Source organism: Oceanobacillus sp. E9 (assembly GCF_001741975.1).
Classification (GTDB): Bacteria; Bacillota; Bacilli; order Bacillales; family Amphibacillaceae; genus Oceanobacillus; species Oceanobacillus kimchii.
Genome location: NZ_LSNA01000006.1, coordinates 273,745 through 291,580 on the forward strand (window position 1 = coordinate 273,745; position 17,836 = coordinate 291,580).

Annotated in this window: 18 protein-coding genes; 12 read left to right on the forward strand and 6 right to left on the reverse strand. The window is 35.5% G+C overall.

Annotated elements, in window-relative coordinates; genetic code table 11:
• Window positions 1-254: 254 nt before the first annotated feature.
• Genes AQ616_RS08235 through pdxR form a run of 3 tightly spaced genes read right to left on the reverse strand, consistent with a single transcriptional unit; the run spans window position 255 to window position 3,789 of the window.
• On the reverse strand, window positions 255-1,676 hold the full coding sequence (locus AQ616_RS08235) for an alanine/glycine:cation symporter family protein (protein ID WP_069685514.1): 1,422 nt from the start codon (window positions 1,674-1,676) through the stop codon (window positions 255-257).
• 34 nt (window positions 1,677-1,710) lie between these two features.
• On the reverse strand, window positions 1,711-2,340 hold the full coding sequence (locus AQ616_RS08240) for a Bax inhibitor-1/YccA family protein (RefSeq protein ID WP_069685515.1): 630 nt from the start codon (window positions 2,338-2,340) through the stop codon (window positions 1,711-1,713).
• A gap of 48 nt (window positions 2,341-2,388) precedes the next feature.
• The gene (gene pdxR / locus AQ616_RS08245; protein ID WP_069685516.1) at window positions 2,389-3,789 is read right to left on the reverse strand and encodes a MocR-like pyridoxine biosynthesis transcription factor PdxR; all 1,401 of its coding nucleotides are present in this window, start codon (window positions 3,787-3,789) and stop codon (window positions 2,389-2,391) included.
• A 125-nt stretch (window positions 3,790-3,914) separates the two neighbouring features.
• On the opposite strand from pdxR, the gene pdxS reads away from it, so the two are divergent.
• Genes pdxS through AQ616_RS08260 form a run of 3 tightly spaced genes read left to right on the forward strand, consistent with a single transcriptional unit; the run spans window position 3,915 to window position 5,671 of the window.
• The gene (gene pdxS, locus AQ616_RS08250) at window positions 3,915-4,802 is read left to right on the forward strand and encodes a pyridoxal 5'-phosphate synthase lyase subunit PdxS (protein ID WP_069685517.1); all 888 of its coding nucleotides are present in this window, start codon (window positions 3,915-3,917) and stop codon (window positions 4,800-4,802) included.
• 23 nt (window positions 4,803-4,825) lie between these two features.
• A complete protein-coding gene (pdxT, locus tag AQ616_RS08255; protein ID WP_017797864.1) occupies window positions 4,826-5,428 on the forward strand; it encodes a pyridoxal 5'-phosphate synthase glutaminase subunit PdxT in 603 nt (200 codons plus the stop codon).
• A gap of 54 nt (window positions 5,429-5,482) precedes the next feature.
• Complete coding sequence (locus AQ616_RS08260) at window positions 5,483-5,671, forward strand: CsbD family protein (RefSeq protein ID WP_069685518.1); 189 nt, start codon at window positions 5,483-5,485, stop codon at window positions 5,669-5,671.
• A 56-nt stretch (window positions 5,672-5,727) separates the two neighbouring features.
• Here the strand turns inward: AQ616_RS08260 and AQ616_RS08265 are convergent, their stop codons facing one another.
• From AQ616_RS08265 to coaW, 3 genes are all read right to left on the reverse strand, one after another.
• Window positions 5,728-5,988, reverse strand: a complete 261-nt coding sequence (locus tag AQ616_RS08265; protein ID WP_069685519.1) for a DUF3006 domain-containing protein — start codon at window positions 5,986-5,988, stop codon at window positions 5,728-5,730.
• A 15-nt stretch (window positions 5,989-6,003) separates the two neighbouring features.
• Window positions 6,004-7,080, reverse strand: a complete 1,077-nt coding sequence (locus tag AQ616_RS08270) for an MBL fold metallo-hydrolase (protein ID WP_069685520.1) — start codon at window positions 7,078-7,080, stop codon at window positions 6,004-6,006.
• Window positions 7,081-7,170: 90 nt separating this feature from the next.
• On the reverse strand, window positions 7,171-7,959 hold the full coding sequence (gene coaW / locus AQ616_RS08275; protein ID WP_069685521.1) for a type II pantothenate kinase: 789 nt from the start codon (window positions 7,957-7,959) through the stop codon (window positions 7,171-7,173).
• A gap of 311 nt (window positions 7,960-8,270) precedes the next feature.
• Between coaW and AQ616_RS08280 the strand changes: the two genes are divergently transcribed.
• From AQ616_RS08280 to AQ616_RS08325, 9 genes are all read left to right on the forward strand, one after another.
• Complete coding sequence (locus AQ616_RS08280) at window positions 8,271-8,894, forward strand: 5-bromo-4-chloroindolyl phosphate hydrolysis family protein (protein ID WP_017797859.1); 624 nt, start codon at window positions 8,271-8,273, stop codon at window positions 8,892-8,894.
• Window positions 8,895-8,911: 17 nt separating this feature from the next.
• Window positions 8,912-10,066, forward strand: a complete 1,155-nt coding sequence (locus AQ616_RS08285) for a toxic anion resistance protein (protein ID WP_069685522.1) — start codon at window positions 8,912-8,914, stop codon at window positions 10,064-10,066.
• A 380-nt stretch (window positions 10,067-10,446) separates the two neighbouring features.
• Window positions 10,447-11,670: an NRAMP family divalent metal transporter gene (locus tag AQ616_RS08290; RefSeq protein ID WP_017797857.1), complete on the forward strand. Its 1,224-nt coding sequence runs from the start codon at window positions 10,447-10,449 to the stop codon at window positions 11,668-11,670.
• Window positions 11,671-11,696: 26 nt separating this feature from the next.
• The gene (gene pxpB / locus AQ616_RS08295) at window positions 11,697-12,410 is read left to right on the forward strand and encodes a 5-oxoprolinase subunit PxpB (protein ID WP_017797856.1); all 714 of its coding nucleotides are present in this window, start codon (window positions 11,697-11,699) and stop codon (window positions 12,408-12,410) included.
• A 19-nt stretch (window positions 12,411-12,429) separates the two neighbouring features.
• Window positions 12,430-13,203: a LamB/YcsF family protein gene (locus AQ616_RS08300; protein ID WP_069685523.1), complete on the forward strand. Its 774-nt coding sequence runs from the start codon at window positions 12,430-12,432 to the stop codon at window positions 13,201-13,203.
• Window positions 13,196-14,146 carry a 5-oxoprolinase subunit C family protein gene (locus AQ616_RS08305; RefSeq protein ID WP_069685524.1) on the forward strand — a complete coding sequence of 317 codons (951 nt, stop codon included), beginning with the start codon at window positions 13,196-13,198 and terminating at the stop codon, window positions 14,144-14,146. Before AQ616_RS08300 ends, AQ616_RS08305 begins: the two co-directional genes overlap by 8 nt.
• 649 nt (window positions 14,147-14,795) lie before the next feature.
• Complete coding sequence (locus AQ616_RS08315) at window positions 14,796-16,214, forward strand: hypothetical protein (protein ID WP_069685526.1); 1,419 nt, start codon at window positions 14,796-14,798, stop codon at window positions 16,212-16,214.
• 241 nt (window positions 16,215-16,455) lie between these two features.
• A complete protein-coding gene (locus tag AQ616_RS08320; protein ID WP_017797851.1) occupies window positions 16,456-17,067 on the forward strand; it encodes a TetR/AcrR family transcriptional regulator in 612 nt (203 codons plus the stop codon).
• Window positions 17,064-17,831 (forward strand): 3-hydroxyacyl-CoA dehydrogenase, encoded by a 768-nt coding sequence (locus AQ616_RS08325; protein WP_416375725.1) that lies wholly within the window; start codon window positions 17,064-17,066, stop codon window positions 17,829-17,831. The genes AQ616_RS08320 and AQ616_RS08325 overlap by 4 nt, the downstream gene beginning before the upstream one ends.
• The last annotated feature ends 5 nt before the right edge of the window (window positions 17,832-17,836 follow it).

The window sequence follows — 17,836 nt, forward strand, 5'->3', positions numbered from 1 at the left end:
CTCCTATTAATCTTCGAGTGTATTTGACATACCTATTCTATCGAAGCAATGTAGGTATTGTCACCTATGTAGCATTCTATATAGGTGTGTAAAAGATAAATGTGACAGAAAATGTTCACGTGAATTAATGTTCTGGTTATAGAAAATACTTGGCTATTGATTGTAATGAAGGACGGCGACTCATGCAGGAAAGCACGAGTTTCAAATGATACATATAAAAAAGCACCGCATGAAGCGATGCTTTCCGTTACATATTATTGGTTCTTGTGGAATTCTCGATCCCAACATTCAATACCAGTTTGGTCATCTAAAGTATCTTTATAAAACACTGGATCTTTCCCTTGTTTACGCTGTTTTACATAGTCTTTAAGTAGAATATTTGCTTTTTTAAATAGGACGGTAATTGCATACAAGTTAATTAATGCTAACAATGCCATCGTTACATCTGCCAACGACCATACCATATCAAATGAAGCCAGCGTTCCAAAGACAACCATTGCTAGAACAGCAATACGATAAATAAATAACCCAATTTTCGTATTACGAATATATGCAATATTATTTTCTCCATAGTAATAATTACCGAGGATAGAACTAAATGCAAATAAGAAAATTGCTACGGCAATAAATATTCCTGCCCATTCTCCAAGAGTCTGGGTAAATGCAGTTTGTGTAATTTGTATGCCATCATCATCACTACCTGCAAAACCTCCGGCAGTTAAGATAACAAATCCTGTTGCTGTACACACTAGAATAGTATCGAAAAATACACCTAATGCTTGAACTAACCCTTGTTTAACTGGATGGCTAACTTCAGCAGTTGCAGCAGCATTAGGAGCAGCCCCCATACCTGCTTCATTAGAAAATAGTCCACGTTTAATTCCCATCATAATTGCTGCACCAAATCCACCGCCAGCTACTTGTTCAATACCGAATGCATTGGAAAAAATAAGTGCAAACATGTCTGGAATAGCAGGAATATTCATTACTAGTATGATCAAAGCAAGGACGATATACAGTATAGCCATAAAAGGTACAATAACTTGTGATACATTAGCTATACTCTTTAATCCACCAAATATAATCACGGCAACGAGTGTAGTTAATATAACAGCTATCCAAAGAGGATCAATTTGAAATTGTCCTTCGAATGCTAAACTAATTGTATTGGATTGTACCGAATTAAATACGAGTCCATATGTAAATGTAATCGTAATTGCAAATACAATACCGAGCCAACGTTTCTTCATGCCCTTTTCAATATAATAGGCTGGACCACCACGATATTGATTAGAGTCCTTTTCTTTATAAAGCTGTGCAAGAGTACTTTCCACAAAACCAGATGCTGCACCTAAAAGAGCAATAATCCACATCCAAAATAATGCTCCTGGTCCACCTAAAGCAACTGCGGTTGCAACACCAGCCATATTTCCTGTTCCAACGCGAGATGCTGCACTTATCGCAAATGCTTGAAAGGAACTAGTTCCTTTTTTCCCTGAAGCATCAAAGGAACGCTTATCTCCAGTAACTCGAAACATTTCAGGGAACAAACGAAACTGAACAAAATTTGTTCTGATAGTATAGTAAAGCCCCAAACCTATTAACACAAAGATTAAAACGTATTCCCATAAAAAATTATTTACATGATCTATAATTGTTTGAAGTACTTCCAACATTAATCTTCCTTTCTATTAGTGGTGACAAGCGACGTTAACCTCTTCTTTTGAAAACATAAGCTACAATTCGTAATAAGTCGAGGAAAAGGTTAACAAAATCAAGGTATAAGCTCAATACTGCACTTGGAACATCTTTTGCGGTTAATGCTCGATGTTTGATTTGGTTAAAGTCATAAACGATATATACCGAAAATAGCCCAGCAGAAACACAAGCCACGATTACTAATACTGTATCAGATTGTGGAACAAACCAATTAAATATGCTAAAAGCAATCAGTACAAGTAAAATTATAAATAATGTAGAACCCATAAAAGACAAATCTTTCTCTAATACCCAGCCAACTATTCCTAAAATGGTAAAAATCATTAAAGTTAACAAAAACACAAATAAAACAACGATAGCACCTATCTCACTTAGATAATAGTAAATTGCTGGAAACATGGTTATTCCGGATATTATCACAAATGAAAATAAGAATATATAACCAATTCGGCCCCAACGTCGTAAAAGTACAGCAGCTATTAACATGATAATTTCAATAATCAGTAGTGGCAGCATCCATTGTTGAGGTATGAATTGTCCCATGTAAATACCTATACACGCTACAGCTAACGTTAACGTGAATACAATGAGTATGCGTTGTATAATTTCTTGTTTATTCATCATGTCACACCTTTTTAAAAAAATACAGATGCTAATTATACCATATTTCTACTTTGACAGGCAGATGTCTAAAAATGATTCAATCGCATGTTGTAAATGTTTATATGGTATCCCTGCAAATCCGATAATGAATTGTGGATATTCCGTTGACCAATCCGTAGCAGTGTAAGCTGTAATCGGATAGACCTTTAGATTAGCTTTATTTGCATTGTCTAGTATTTCCTGTTCCGATTTCCCATTTTTTACCTCACAAACAATATGTAATCCAGATTGTTCACCAACAAGCTGAATAATAGGATGGTAAGGCCTTATAAGTTCGAGAACTAATTCCAACTTTCTTCGATATATTTTTCGCATTCGATTGAGATGTTTTTCAAAATCTCCATTCTTCATAAATTGTGCAAGTACTTGTTGATCGATTCTGGAGACAGTGGAATGATAGAACGAAAGCTTGTCGTTGAAGAAACGCAATAGCTGTTTTGGCAAAATCATATAGCTTACTCTCAGTGAAGGGATTAAGGATTTCGAAAAGGAACCTAAATAAATGACACGATCATTCACATCCATACTTTTCAGCGGCGGGATTGTTTTTCCTGTATAACGAAATTCACTATCATAGTCATCTTCGATAATATAACGTTGCTGTTTGTTTCCTGCCCACTGAAGTAATTGATTTCTGCGATTAATAGATAGCACAGATCCATATGGAAAATGATGAGAAGGGGTTACATATATTAATGATGGATCTGCTTTTTCCAATTCCTCCATCATAATCCCCTGATCATCCATTTCTAATGGAAAAGCTTGATGACCAAAATGTTTTACAATATGTAAAATCAGCTGGTAACCAGGGTCTTCGATACCAAATAACGTTTCTTTTGAGAACAAAGAAATTAGTTGCTGTAATAATATTTCGACACCAGCACCAATGATAATGGAATCACGGTCACAACGGATACCTCTTGCGTGATAAAGATAGTTTGCAATTTCTTCTCTTAATTCAACATCTCCTTGTGCATCTCCTAGTAATAATAGTTGATGATATTGTTTATCAATCATTTGTTTTGCATACTTCTTCCACTGATCGAATGGAAAAGCTTCTGTATCAATGCGACTTGGGTAAAAATCATATTTGATTTCATTTTCAGAAGTATTTTCTGTGGAAGTAGTGTGTTTCTCTTGATAAATATATTCTAAATCTCCCTGGGCCAATACAAAATATCCTTTTCGTGGTATCGATTCAATAAATCCTTCAGCTATAAGTTGATCAAATGCAGATTCAATTGTATTCTGACTGACCTCAAGAAATTCTGATAATTTACGTTTGGACGGTAACTTTTCTCCGTATGAAAGATGAGAATTGATTATTTCCTGTTTTATATACATATATATTTGTTCGTATAATGGAGTACCTAGGGATCTATCCAAATGTATACTGAGCATTTCCATGTTAAATAACTCCTCTCTACTAACTGACCTTATCAAATTATGAAAAATTGGTGCTTTTAAACATATCAATCTATTTTTATAATAATAAAAAACCACTAGAAAATCTATTATGAGGAGTGAGATTTATGGAAAGAAAACTTGGTACAGATCGAGTTAAAAGAGGGATGGCTCAAATGCAAAAAGGCGGAGTTATCATGGATGTCGTTAATAGTGAGCAGGCCAAGATTGCTGAGCAGGCAGGTGCGGTAGCTGTTATGGCTTTAGAACGCGTGCCATCAGATATTCGCGCTGCTGGAGGAGTGGCAAGGATGGCAAATCCAAGCTTAGTAGAAGAAATTATTCAGTCTGTCTCGATCCCTGTCATGGCGAAAGCACGAATAGGTCATATAGTAGAAGCAAGAGTATTAGAATCACTGGGAGTTGATTATATTGACGAAAGTGAAGTGCTAACTCCAGCAGATGAAGTATTCCATTTAAATAAGTCTGATTATACGGTGCCGTTTGTTTGTGGTTGCAGAGACTTGGGGGAAGCAGCTAGGAGAATTGGTGAAGGCGCAGCAATGCTACGTACAAAAGGAGAACCTGGTACTGGGAATATTGTTGAAGCGGTTCGTCATATGCGAGAAGTTCAAGCACAAGTCAAAAAAGTCGTTCATATGAGCAAAGATGAATTGATGACAGAGGCGAAAAATCTAGGAGCACCATATGAGATACTTCTACAAATTAAAGAAAATGGAAGATTACCAGTTGTTAATTTTGCAGCAGGAGGAATAGCTACACCACCAGATGCTGCGTTGATGATGGAATTAGGGGCAGACGGTGTATTTGTTGGCTCTGGTATTTTTAAATCGCATCACCCTGAAAAGTTCGCCCATGCGATTGTCCAAGCAACTACTTATTATGATGATTATGAACGTATTGCAGAAGTATCGAAAGATCTAGGGGAAGCAATGACTGGTATCGATGTGCATTCTTTAGCTGCTGATCAGCGTATGCAAGAACGTGGCTGGTAATAACTTTAAAGGTGGTGTATAGAATGTTCAGTCCTTATCGTATAGGAGTATTAGGCTTACAAGGAGCGATTAGTGAACATGTAAGCCGATTAAAAGAATTAAAACAACAACCTGTAGTTGTCAAGAAACCAACGGATTTACATCAATTAGATGGCTTAATTATTCCTGGTGGAGAGAGTACAGCTATTTGGAAACTGATTGAAGAAAATCATTTATATGAACCTATACAGAACTTTGCAACTGACGGAAAAGCTATTTTTGGAACTTGTGCAGGATTAGTATTATTAAGTAAAGAAACGATTGGAAGGGATTATACTCCTACTTTGCAACTCATGGATATAACTGTTGAACGAAATGGATTTGGTAGACAAAAAGATAGTTTTGAATCTAATATCCAAGTCCAAAATATGAAAGAAAGCTATCATGCTGTATTTATCCGTGCACCGTATATCGATTCTGTTGGCGAAGGTGTAGAAGTAATAGCTGCATATGATGATAAAATCGTAGCTGCACGTCAAAAAAACTATCTTGTTTGTGCATTTCATCCCGAATTGACGGACGATGATCGTTTTTTGGAGATGTTTATAAATATGATTTCTTCAAGCAGAAACGTCAATCATGTTTAATCAATAACAATAAGGGAAAACCAATACTAACAAACATGATAGGAGGTTTTCGTCATGAGTGATGGTATGAAAGATAAAGCGAAAGCAATTGGAAATAAAGTTAAAGGTGAAGCAAAGGATCAATGGGGAAGTGCAACAGATGATTCCCAACGAAAAGCAGAAGGTAAACGTGATAAAGCGAAAGGTGAAGCTCAAGACACGATTGCTGATGTAAAGAATAAGAATAAGAATAAGAATAAGTAATTAAAGTGATCAAGCTAGGGGGACGATAAATGATTGGCCCTCTAGCTTTATTCGTGTTATTTCTTTCGTTTTAGTTTACTAGGATTTTCCTTGTTAAGTAGTGCTTTACGAAGTACAGTTACCTTATCTTGCTGTTGTTTTTCTTGTGGCATATCAGAGGTTATATATATGTGTCCATTTCTCTCCTCTATCTGCACTACTGAGTTTATTGAGCAATTTGTTGGTAGATCAGATTTTTGGATATGATATTCTTTGTTCTGTCCTTCAACGAGAATAACAGCGAGGTTTTTTTCAAAACGATCAATGATTCCTTTCAAATGTAAAACTCCTTATTATAAACTACAAATGATTCCTTGTTCTTCAATATCTGCAATTCGACTTGGACCAATTCCTTCTATGACATCAAGTTCTTGAAGTGATTCAAACGGACGCTCGTCTACCATTTGTTCTGCTCGGGAAGATCCAATATGAACTATTTCTTGAAGATCTTCTATTGTGCTCTCATTAATATTTACACATTCAGATTTAGAATTATCATGAGAACGTTCCATTTGTACGGAGTATTCTTGTCCGTCTGTTTCAACAATAATCGTACCATTGACATCAGTGCCATACCATTCAATATCCTTATTATTTAATAGTCGAATTACTTCTTCACTCGGATGCCCATATGAATTATTTTGATCCGCACTATAAATGGCTAACTCTGGATTGACTTCTCTTACAAAATCAGCATCTGAGGAAGTATCAGAACCATGATGACCAAGATGTAAGACCGTGCTATCTAGTGACTCGGTTGATTCTATCATTTCAAGTTCTTCTTGTTTACCGGCGTCTCCAGTAAGTACAAAGGAAACCTCATCGTAATCCAATCGAATTGATACGGATTCTTCGTTAGATTTACCTGAAATGGTTTCTGGATATAATATCTCTATATCAAGTGGTCCTATTGTGTACTCTTCACCAGTACGGGGTTCTTGATAGGTAATATCTTGATCTAATATAGCTTCCATTGCATCTAAATAAGTTTGGGAAGTACTTTCATTTCCAGACATCCATACTTCATCGACTTGAATATTTTCAATTACATCTGTTAATTGTCCGATATGATCCGCATCTGGGTGACTGATAATGACAAGATCAAGATGAGATATATTTTGTTCCTGTAGATAAGGAACTACTTCAACTCCTTGCCAATCTCCGGTATCAAACAGAACAGCATAATTTTCATCTTCACTAATAAAGGAAAATAGAGTTGCATCAGCTTGTTTAACATCAATAAAGTGTACTTTTAAGTTTCCATTTTCTATAGGTAAATTAGAAGAGTTATTGGCTTCAGATGTATGAGTATCTCCACAGCCAATCAGAAATAATAAGATTGATAAGACTAGAACTATTTTTTTTCTCAATGTTTGTTATCTCCCATTTTGTTTGTTTAGACTAATAGATTACCAAAAGATGGGAGGGGGGACTATCCAACAAAGGTATGATAAATAACATTAGGTAGATAGCATGGCCCCAATTGCTCCAGCATGACCTCCGTTATTTAAAAAGGTGGCGGTATAGTTCATTTTTTCTTGGAAATGAAGCAATACTTCTTTTAATGGTTGGTTATTTGTTAGTGTTCCGCCAATAAAAACAATCTGGCTCGTATTTACTGATTGTGCAGCTGCATTGGATATCAAAAGTATTGTTTCTCCTATTAATTGTATTAGAGCAGCTATATGATCTTCTTTTGAACCTGAATGATTAAATCCGACTTTTCCAAAATTAGCAGCGGTAAGTGTTTCATCGATAGGAGAAATCGAATCGTTATAAATATCTCTGACCAGCAAGTCACTTTTTGTACGGTCACCTTGTTTTGCCATCTGGATAAGTTGATTATAATCAGATTCATTTGTTAATAGTTTGCCGAGTCCGGTTAATAGACCTCCTCCAATTCCTGTTCCAGAAATACGATTTTCATTATAAAAAATCGAAGTACCTGTACCAATATTCACAAGTAAATAGTTGTTTTGTGGTAGTTTGCGTTCTTGGTGAAGTAGATAGGATGTTCCTTCAACGATGGCATTAAATTCTGGAATCGTATAGACACGATATCCTTCTAAATTTAATTGATTTGTTCTTCCGCCGGTTATATGGAATGAAGCATATGGAGATAAAGTCTTTAACCACTGAATCACTTCATCCATTTTATAAGATGAGTATGTCTTCAGATGCATTTTTCCTTTTTCTTCAAATGCTACTTTTACTAGCGAACCTCCAGCATCGATCCCGATTCGTTTCACCTACATACCCCTTTCTATCTCGCTCAAGTTATTGCTAATAGTTTACCACGGTGAATAAGTGTCCGTAAAACCGGAGTTATCGAACGCTCACACCCAGGTAAGTAAGTTTCACTAAACATCAGAGAAAAGCTATTGTTGGAACGATCTTTTATTAATGGAAAGTGATGACTTTAAAATTAGAAAACAAGGAATTCCATCTTCCTTATATGGAAATAATAGAAAAAAGAGAAGGTGAAACTTTTAAAGCTTTCATTCGTAATAGTATAATATAAGTATGATGTAAGACGGCTATATGATCTAGGAGTGATGGGATGAGAGCAGTATTTCAATTTTTTATACAAAGTATGATTGGTTTTAGTAGTATGACAGCTATTTGGTTGGTTAGCTTTTTTATATATAGTCAAACCGTTTTATTAACTAGTTTATTTGCAGCGATTGGCGGAGTTGTAATGTATGTCTCTTCAAAACAACTTCTGGAGTATCGTTTTGTAAAACGACATGGTTTGAAAAAGAAAGAGTATAAATATATTGATACAAATCTAAAAGAAGCAAAGCAGAAAATATCTCGAATGCAAAAAGCATTGTTTCGAGTTCGTTCATTACAGCATGCACGTGAAAATTTATCCATTGCTCGAACAGCACAGAAAATTTATAGTAACGCTAGAAAAGAGCCAGCACGTTTTTACCAAGCAGAGTCATTCTTTTACAATCATCTTGACTCCCTTGTAGAATTAGCTGAAAAGTATGCTTATCTATATAATCAGCCTTCCAAATCTATAGAAATGCAACAGTCTCTAAAACAAACGAGGCATACGTTAACCGAATTGGGAGGGACGATTCAAAAGGATTTACATGTAATGCTTAATGAAGATCTGGACACTTTGGATTACGAATTAGATGTGGCAAAGCAATCTTTAAATAGGACGAAAAAATAGTTTAGGAGGTTTCACTTATGACAGCTCAAACAAATGGACAAGATGCGATGGATGAATTATTAAATAATCCATTTGGAGAATCAAAGGCATCTAATAATGAAATAGATAAATCTCCAAATCAAAACAAAAGACTGGTAGATCAGTTGCCGGAGGAGAACAGAAAAAAAGCAGAACACTTAGCTGCTCAAATAGATACAAACAATCATCAAGCGCTCGTTCAGTTTGGAACCGAAGCTCAATCAAAGCTGATTCAGTTTTCACATGAAATGTTAGAGCATGTTCAAGAAAAAGATATAAGTCAAGTAGGGTCTATTTTAGAAAATTTAATGAAAAGGCTAGAGCAAGTAGATCCAAGTGAATTACAGCAAGAAAAGAAGGGGATTATCGCCAAGGTCTTAGGGAAATTTTCTAAGTCAGTAAATGAAGTAATATCTCGTTATCAAAAAACAAGTGCACAGATAGATCGAATAAGTGTACGTTTAGAACGTAACAAAGATATTTTAACATCAGATAATGAGATGTTAGATAAACTATTTCAAACAAATAGGGATTATTATGATGCACTAAATATCTATATTGCAGCTGGAGAATTAAAGCAAGAAGAAATCGAACAAGAACTTCTTCCTTCGTTGCGTAGCAAAGCTGATCAAAGTCAAAGTCAAATGGATGTACAAGAAGTAAATGATATGAGGCAATTTGCAGATCGCCTGCAAAAACGAACCCATGATTTACGACTAAGTAGGCAAATAACGATGCAAAGTGCACCTCAGATTCGCTTGATTCAAAATACAAATCAAGCATTAGTAGAAAAAATTCAATCATCCGTACTCACTGCAATTCCTTTATGGAAAAATCAGGTTGCTATAGCGCTGACATTATTACGTCAACGTCATGCTATGGAAGCACAAAAGCAAGTGTCGAAAACAACGAATGATTTATTATTAAAAAATGCTGAACTATTAAATGAAAATGCAGTAGAAACTACGAAAGAAAACGAACGAGGAATTATCGACTTAGATACATTAAAACAAACACAAGAAAAATTAATGTCAACGATTGAGGAAACGTTGCAAATTCAATCTGAAGGACGTAAGAAAAGAACAGAAGCAGAAAAAGAATTAATGGGAATGGAAGAAGAACTCAAACAGAAAATGTTAGAGTTTAAAGAATAAAATGTTTGAAGCATCGTTTTAGCGACGAATCGTTAACGATGCTTTTTTTATTTGGGAAGATACTAAAAAATTGCAATGAGATGAAGAAAAGTACTGAAAATAAAAAATAATCAGAAGAATGTAGAATAACAAGTTTAGTTACAGAGTTAACTCAAACTGACAAGTATAAGCTGTGAATAGTAAGGAAAAAATATCAGAAATAATGCACAAAATAATCTTTTTTAAATTTAAATTTCGGGGTGTCATAAAAAACATCCTGTGATATAATGAGTTGAAATTTTCCAGCCACCTTCCATTTTTTAGAAATTATCAAATAAATTAGGTTAAATCGGAGAAACTAATTGCTGTAAATTAATTGTATTGGAAGGAGAGTGGACATCATGGAAAAAAATTCTCAATTGATGTCAAAGGAAGAAAAAAAGAATAGAAGAAATTCCTTGATTGGCGCAGCCTTTCTAATGGCAACTTCAGCTGTTGGACCAGGTTTTTTGACACAAACTGCCATTTTTACGGAAACATTGTTAGCTAGTTTCGGGTTTGTTATTTTAGCGTCAATCATTTTAGATATAGGGGCACAATTAAACGTATGGAGAATAATTGCAGTCTCTAAAAAGCGGGGACAAGAAATTGCCAATGAAGTATTACCAGGTTTAGGATTTGTCGTAGCCATCTTTGTCGTTATCGGTGGTTTAGCATTTAATATCGGTAATATTGGTGGAGCTGGTTTAGGAACCAATGCATTGTTAGGCATTGATCCTAGACTCGGAGCGATTATAACAGCAGGTATTGCAATTTTTGTATTTTTATCTAGAGAAGCCGGTGCAGCAATGGACCAAATTGTTAAATGGCTTGGTGGATTATTAATTTTGCTGATTGCTTACGTGATGATTGTCAGTCAACCACCAGTAGGTGAAGCAATTCATCGCTCATTTATACCGCTTGAATTAGATGTCTATGCAATTATTACCGTTGTTGGTGGAACTGTCGGTGGTTATATTACATTCTCAGGTGGACATCGGTTACTCGATGCAGGGATATCTGGTAAAGAGAGTATACCTGAAGTAACACGAACATCGGTTATGGGGATCCTTGTAGCTTCCATAATTCGGATTCTGCTGTTTTTAGCAGTTCTTGGAGTAGTTTCTGCTGGTTTACGACTCGATCCAGTGAATCCTGCTGCATCTGTATTCCAACATGCCGCAGGTGAAATAGGATTACGATTATTTGGATTAGCACTATGGGTAGCAGGTATCACCTCTGTGATTGGTGCAGCCTACACGTCTGTTTCATTCTTACGAACGTTTCATAAAAAAATTGATGAACACTACCGTTATTGGATAATTGGTTTTATCGTTTTCTCAACCGTTGTATTTGTGTTCATAGGAGATGCTGCTTTATTATTAGTACTAGCAGGTGCAGTAAATGGCTTAATTTTACCATTAACATTAGGTTCCATTCTATTTGCAGCACATAAAAAATCAATCGTGGGAACATATAAACATCCAGTTTGGTTAACTGTCTTTGGTGCTATTGTAGTTATCCTAACTACTTATTTAGGAATCCAAACTTTAATCACACAAATCCCACAACTATTTAATATGTAAAATTCATAGAAAGTGGTTGGTTCAAGATGTTTGAGGTTCAACCCTATGGGGATAGAGGAGTAAGAGTTCAATTTGGGAAGTCTATTCATAAAGCAGTCAATAACGAGATACGAGATTTTTGCTCTGTTTTAGAAAAATCGCATATCAAAGGCGTACTTGAATGGATTCCTACCTATACAGCAGTAACGATTTGGTATGATCCGTTTGAATTTGTTTATGAGTCATTGGAGGAAAAAATTTTAAATGTAAGAGAAAAAATGAATAATGCAGATATTTCTCCAGTTCGCGTAGTTCATATTCCTGTTTATTATGGAGGGAAGAAAGGACCGGATTTAAATGAAGTGGCACAATACCATGGAATAACTACAGAAGAAGTAGTGTCACTTCATGCTAATTCCGATTATCTTATTTATATGATGGGATTTATACCTGGTTTTCCGTATTTGGGAGGAATGTCAGAGAAAATTGCTACTCCGCGTTTAGAAAAACCAAGGAGAAGTATTCCAGCAGGTAGTGTTGGAATAGCAGGAGAGCAAACAGGAATATATCCATTGGAGTCACCAGGTGGTTGGAGAATTATTGGTCAGACTCCAATTTCTTTATATAATCCGGAGGATGCACCTCCTATATTATTAAAAGCAGGAGATTATATTCGTTTTATACCAATTGACCGTAAAGAATTCGACGAAATTACAAAAAAGGTGGAGACAGGAAGTTTTCATCCTACGATAGAGACTTAAATCTTAAGGGGAAATGACGATGCAATATCAAGTAGACTTAAACAGTGACATCGGTGAAAGTTATGGTGCTTATACAATTGGACGAGATGAAGAAGTAATGGAATTCATTACTTCAGCCAACATCGCATGTGGGTATCATGCTGGGGATCATAATATTATTCACCGCACAGTTGAGATGGCGAATGACAATGACGTAGCAATTGGTGCACACCCAGGATTACAAGACTTGATCGGATTTGGCAGAAGACCAATGCAAATTTCACCAGAAGAAGTCTATCAACTAACGATCTATCAAATTGGAGCAGTACAAGCTTTTGCGCAGGTAAAAGGATATAAACTTCACCATGTCAAACCTCATGGAGCTCTATATAATATGGCAGTAAAAGATGCAGCAATTGCTAAAGCTATTGCACAAGCAGTATATGATTATAATTCGAATTTAATTTTATTCGGACTTGCTAATTCAGAATTGATTCGAATGGGAAAAGAGGTTGGACTTCATGTTGCAAATGAAGTTTTTGCTGATCGAACTTATCAACCAGATGGAAGTCTAACTCCTCGTATATCTTCGAACGCTATGATCCATGATACGGACGAAGCTGTAGAACGTGTGATACGAATGGTGAAAGATAATAAAGTAACAGCAATTGATGGAACAGATGTTAGTATTATTGCTGATACCATTTGTGTACACGGTGATGGTCCAAAATCATTGGAGTTTTCTAGACAGTTATCACGTGAACTTAAAAACCAAGGCATATCTATTAAAAAAGTAGGGATACACCATGGCTAAATGCTTCGAAGTGATGAAGCCTGGTTTAGCTACTTCAGTACAAGACCTTGGAAGAACTGGATTTCAGCAATATGGAGTAGTTGTATCAGGAGCGATGGATGCTTTTGCACTTCAAGCGGCCAATGTATTAGTTGGAAATGATAGAAATGAAGCTGGCTTAGAAATCGTAATTATGGGACCAAAAATAAAAATCTTGGCAGATATAATTATTGCAATAGGTGGAGCGGATTTATCTGCCAAGCTAGACAATCAATCGATTCAACCATGGCGGTCTTATAAAGCTCGTAAAGGACAAATTCTTTCCTTTGGGCAACCGGTACATGGAAGCTATGCTTATTTAGCTGTAGCAGGTGGAATTGATGTACCATTAATAATGGAAAGTAAATCTACTTTTGTAAAGGCTAAATTGGGAGGTTTCCATGGCCGTTATCTACAAAGAGGAGATATTCTTAGCCATCATAATAGTTATGAAGTAAATGCTCGCGCTGGTAGACACCTAAAATATAAAGATATTCCGGATTATGATAATGAACGACCAATTCGAGTTATTAAAGGGCCGGATCAACAGCTTTTCTCATCAACTACGTATGATACTTTTTTTGCTTCTACATATAAAATGTCTTCACAATCAGATCGAATGGGATATCGATTAGAAGGAGAGCCAATATCCCATATTGATGAAGATAGTGCGGATATTATTTCAGATGCCATACTACCAGGTACTATCCAAGTTCCAGCAAATGGACAACCAATTATTTTATTAGCTGATCGGCAAACAAGCGGAGGATATGCTCGTATTGCTACGGTGATTTCTGTCGATTTACCACAGGTTATTCAAAGAATGAGTGGAGCTACATTTACGTTTGAATTAATTTCTTTGGCTGAGGCACAACGACTCTATAAAAGACAAGAAAGCTTTTTACGTTATTTAGCAATTTCTTAATCTTTATAACTTCAGCCAGAAATACAGAGGAAAATAATGAAAGCTAATCATTCACGACATCGGGATGATTAGCTTTTGTTATTGATTTGCGTTGTCTGGCAAAGAGGTAAAATCCAAAACAACTTGAGAAATCTGTAAAAGTAGTGAATAGACTAATCCTATAACCAAAACGTATTGGAAATCCGAGAAAATAATCAACCTCAATCCTCCAACTTAACACTCCCATAAATTTAACAAACTCCCGTAGGCTTCTCAACTATTGGAAAAGATATTGATCTTTCAATACTATGTAAAAGAGTCGCTTATTATTTGGTTTGACAAAGGGTGTATAGTTAAATATAGAAAGTAATTGTATGAGTCAATTTCATAATTGCTAAGTTTAATGTAAAATACGAACATCTAAGTGGAAGTTATATAAAAATGTTCGGTTTATAGCATAAACTTGGCTTTGATTGTAATGAAAGACTGCGACTTCTGCAGGAAATACACGAGATGAAGATCCACTTGAAAAGCGTCCTTCTTTTCAAGTTAGCTGAGGCCGTGCCTGCGGAAAGCGTCCGTCTGTAATGGAAATTAAAAGAGCTACATTTGAATTTCGCATCAAATATCTTATTATGAAATTGACTCAATTGTATAGGAGTTAATTTATATGCGTAATCGAGCTGTAACAGCGGGTTTAACAACAGGAATTATAGGTTTCACTATCCTTCATTTCTTTACGTATTTCCAAGAGCTAGATAGCTTAGTTGTAATTATGGCAGTTTGTGGATTTGCCATTGTTTTATTTGCTACATTTTATTATGGACCGTCAAATTTAAAAATGCCTTTAGGGCTATTCGTAACAGGAATGGTAATTTTTCTTTTTACAGATACGAATCTCATAAATGGACTCAGAGAAGGACTACAACAAATGCGCAATATGATCGGCTTGTTGGTAGTAATTCCTATGGTCAGTTGGGTATTACGAGAGGAAGCTTTTCTAGAATCAATTATCAGCTTCGGGCATCGGTTGTTAAATTCCAGCAGAAAGTTTTACCTTGGGATGGTTTCTTTTACTCAAATCATTGCATACTTCTTATTATTTGGTGCGATTCCAATGATGTATCAATTTGTCAGTATGATTTTAAAAGATGAGAAAGGAGAAGCTTGGGAATATTTTAAAGGAACTGCGTTACTTCGTGGATTTGCTCTTTCGGTTATGTGGGTGTTGAGTATTCCATCGTTTGCCTACGTGGTTGAAATTATGGATGCTTCTTTAAGTTCAGCTATTCTACAAGGGGTTGCTGTAGCTATATTCGGCACACTTTTAACACTTGTATTTACTACGAAAGAACAGAAACGCTATCAAGTGAATTTCACAGCAGGGTTACAAAAAGAAATCGATGAAGTTCTGCATCATTCTAAAAATAAAAAAGAAATGAATCGAGTAGTTCGTGAATTTGCTATTTTATTTATTACGTTATTTGGTTCTATTTTTATATTGAGCTTTTTCGTTGAAATAGAGCTCTTAGTCCTAATTCCTTTAACTATTGTAATTTGGATAGTTTGTTATTACATAATGAAGCGTAGAGTATATAAATTAGCTCAAATTGCAACGAGGTATATTAAAGATGAAATGGCAAGTAAGTCTTATCAACTATGCGTAATGCTAGGAGCTGGAATGTTAATTACTTCCTTAGGTTATACTTCGTTTGCTGAAAATGTAGTGACTGGCATTTATTCTATCCAAGATGTAATTCCATTTGTTAATGTTTTATATTTATTGCCAATTATGGTAATCATTTTAGGATTCTTTGGACTTGGGCCACTAACTGTGATGGTACTCGTTGCAGGAATTTTACAATCGATCCATTTGCCATATCCACCTGAGTTAATTGTTTTGGCAGTAACATTGGGAAGTTCGATTTCTATAATGTTATCGCCAGTGATTATGCCAATTATTATATTAAGTGGCTCGAATGGGCTTAGCGGTTTTAAAAATGGCCTGCGTTTTAATGGTTGGTTTGCCTTAGTCTTTTATATTGTGGTGATGGCATATATTCAAATCATGGTTTTCCTTACGACTTAATATAGTAACTATCTAAGCAGATAACATCGTTTATTGAGAATAGGCGATTAGTTATCTGCTTTTTATATAGAAAGATATGCTATTAAAATCTATCCTGCACGCAACAGTCCGTGAACCTCAACGGAATGAATCACCTCATGACTAAATTTTCAGAAATTATACTTGACATTCAAATTTATACTTACTAGAATGTAAATATGAAAGCGATTTCAATAATGTAGAAGAGAAAAGGAGGGATCTTTTGTCTCTACGTGAACAGAAAACGGAGAAGAAAAAGAAAGAAATCATACATTCAGCGATGCAAATTATTGCTGAAAAAGGTTACTATCGCACCACTATAGAAGACATTGCTGCAAAGCTTTTAATTACAAAGGGCACTGTATATTATTATTTTCAGGATAAACAAGATTTATTATTTCAAAGCCATCAACTACTTCTTAAAAATAGCATTGAAAACTTAAAAAACATCCACGATCAACCACTACATCCAAGAGAAAAATTAAAAAAAGCAATGATCGCACATATGGACCATTTGTTAGAAGATAAATATGGATTTGAACTCATGCATAAACCTGAGCAATTTTTTTCACATCAACAATTAGAAATTATTCTGCAACTCCATCGAAACTATACGGAATTATTGGATCAATTAATAGTAATTGGGATAGAAGAAGGCGTATTTCAAGCATTAGATCCGAAGATCACGCGTAATATTTATCTAGGAGCAATGAATTGGTTAACGCAATGGTATGACAATGAGGGTAAGAAACAGAAGCAAGATATGCTAGAACAAATGGCCGAATATCTATTAAATATTGTAGTAAAACAAGTCAGAAAAGGAGAATGTCTGTGATTATAAATCAAATGACTGCAGTTGTTACAGGCGGTGCATCAGGTCTGGGAGAAGCGACCGTACGACGACTAAAAAATCAAAACGGAAAAGTAGCTATTTTTGATTTGAATAAAGAGAATGGAGAACGTTTAGCGACAGAATTGGGAGATGGTGTTCGTTATTACCAAGTCGATGTAACTGATGAAATTAGTGTTCAAAAAGCATTGGATAATGTAGTGGAACAAGGTAATGGCATTCATGCAGTTGTTAATTGTGCTGGTATTGCAATTGCAGAAAAAACGATTGGGAAAAAAAGTGTTCATTCATTACAACATTTTTCAAACGTCATAGAAATTAACCTAATCGGTACGTTTAATGTGATTCGACTAGCTGCTGATAAAATGGCACTAAATAAACCAAACGAAGAGGGAGAACGAGGAGTTATTATTAATACTGCTTCTGTAGCTGCGTTTGAAGGTCAAATTGGACAGGCAGCATACAGTGCTTCAAAAGGAGGAGTTGCAGGCATGACGCTTCCGATTGCTAGAGATTTATCTACACATGGTATTCGGGTTATGACCATTGCTCCTGGTTTATTTTTAACGCCTCTATTTGAAAAGCTACCAGAGAAAGCAAAAGATGAATTAGGAAAAATGACACCTTTTCCAGCACGATTAGGTAAACCTATCGAATATGCAAAACTTGCACAAAGTATTATCGAAAATCCTATGTTAAATGGAGAAGTGATACGTCTTGACGGAGCACTCCGAATGCAACCAAAGTAATAGAA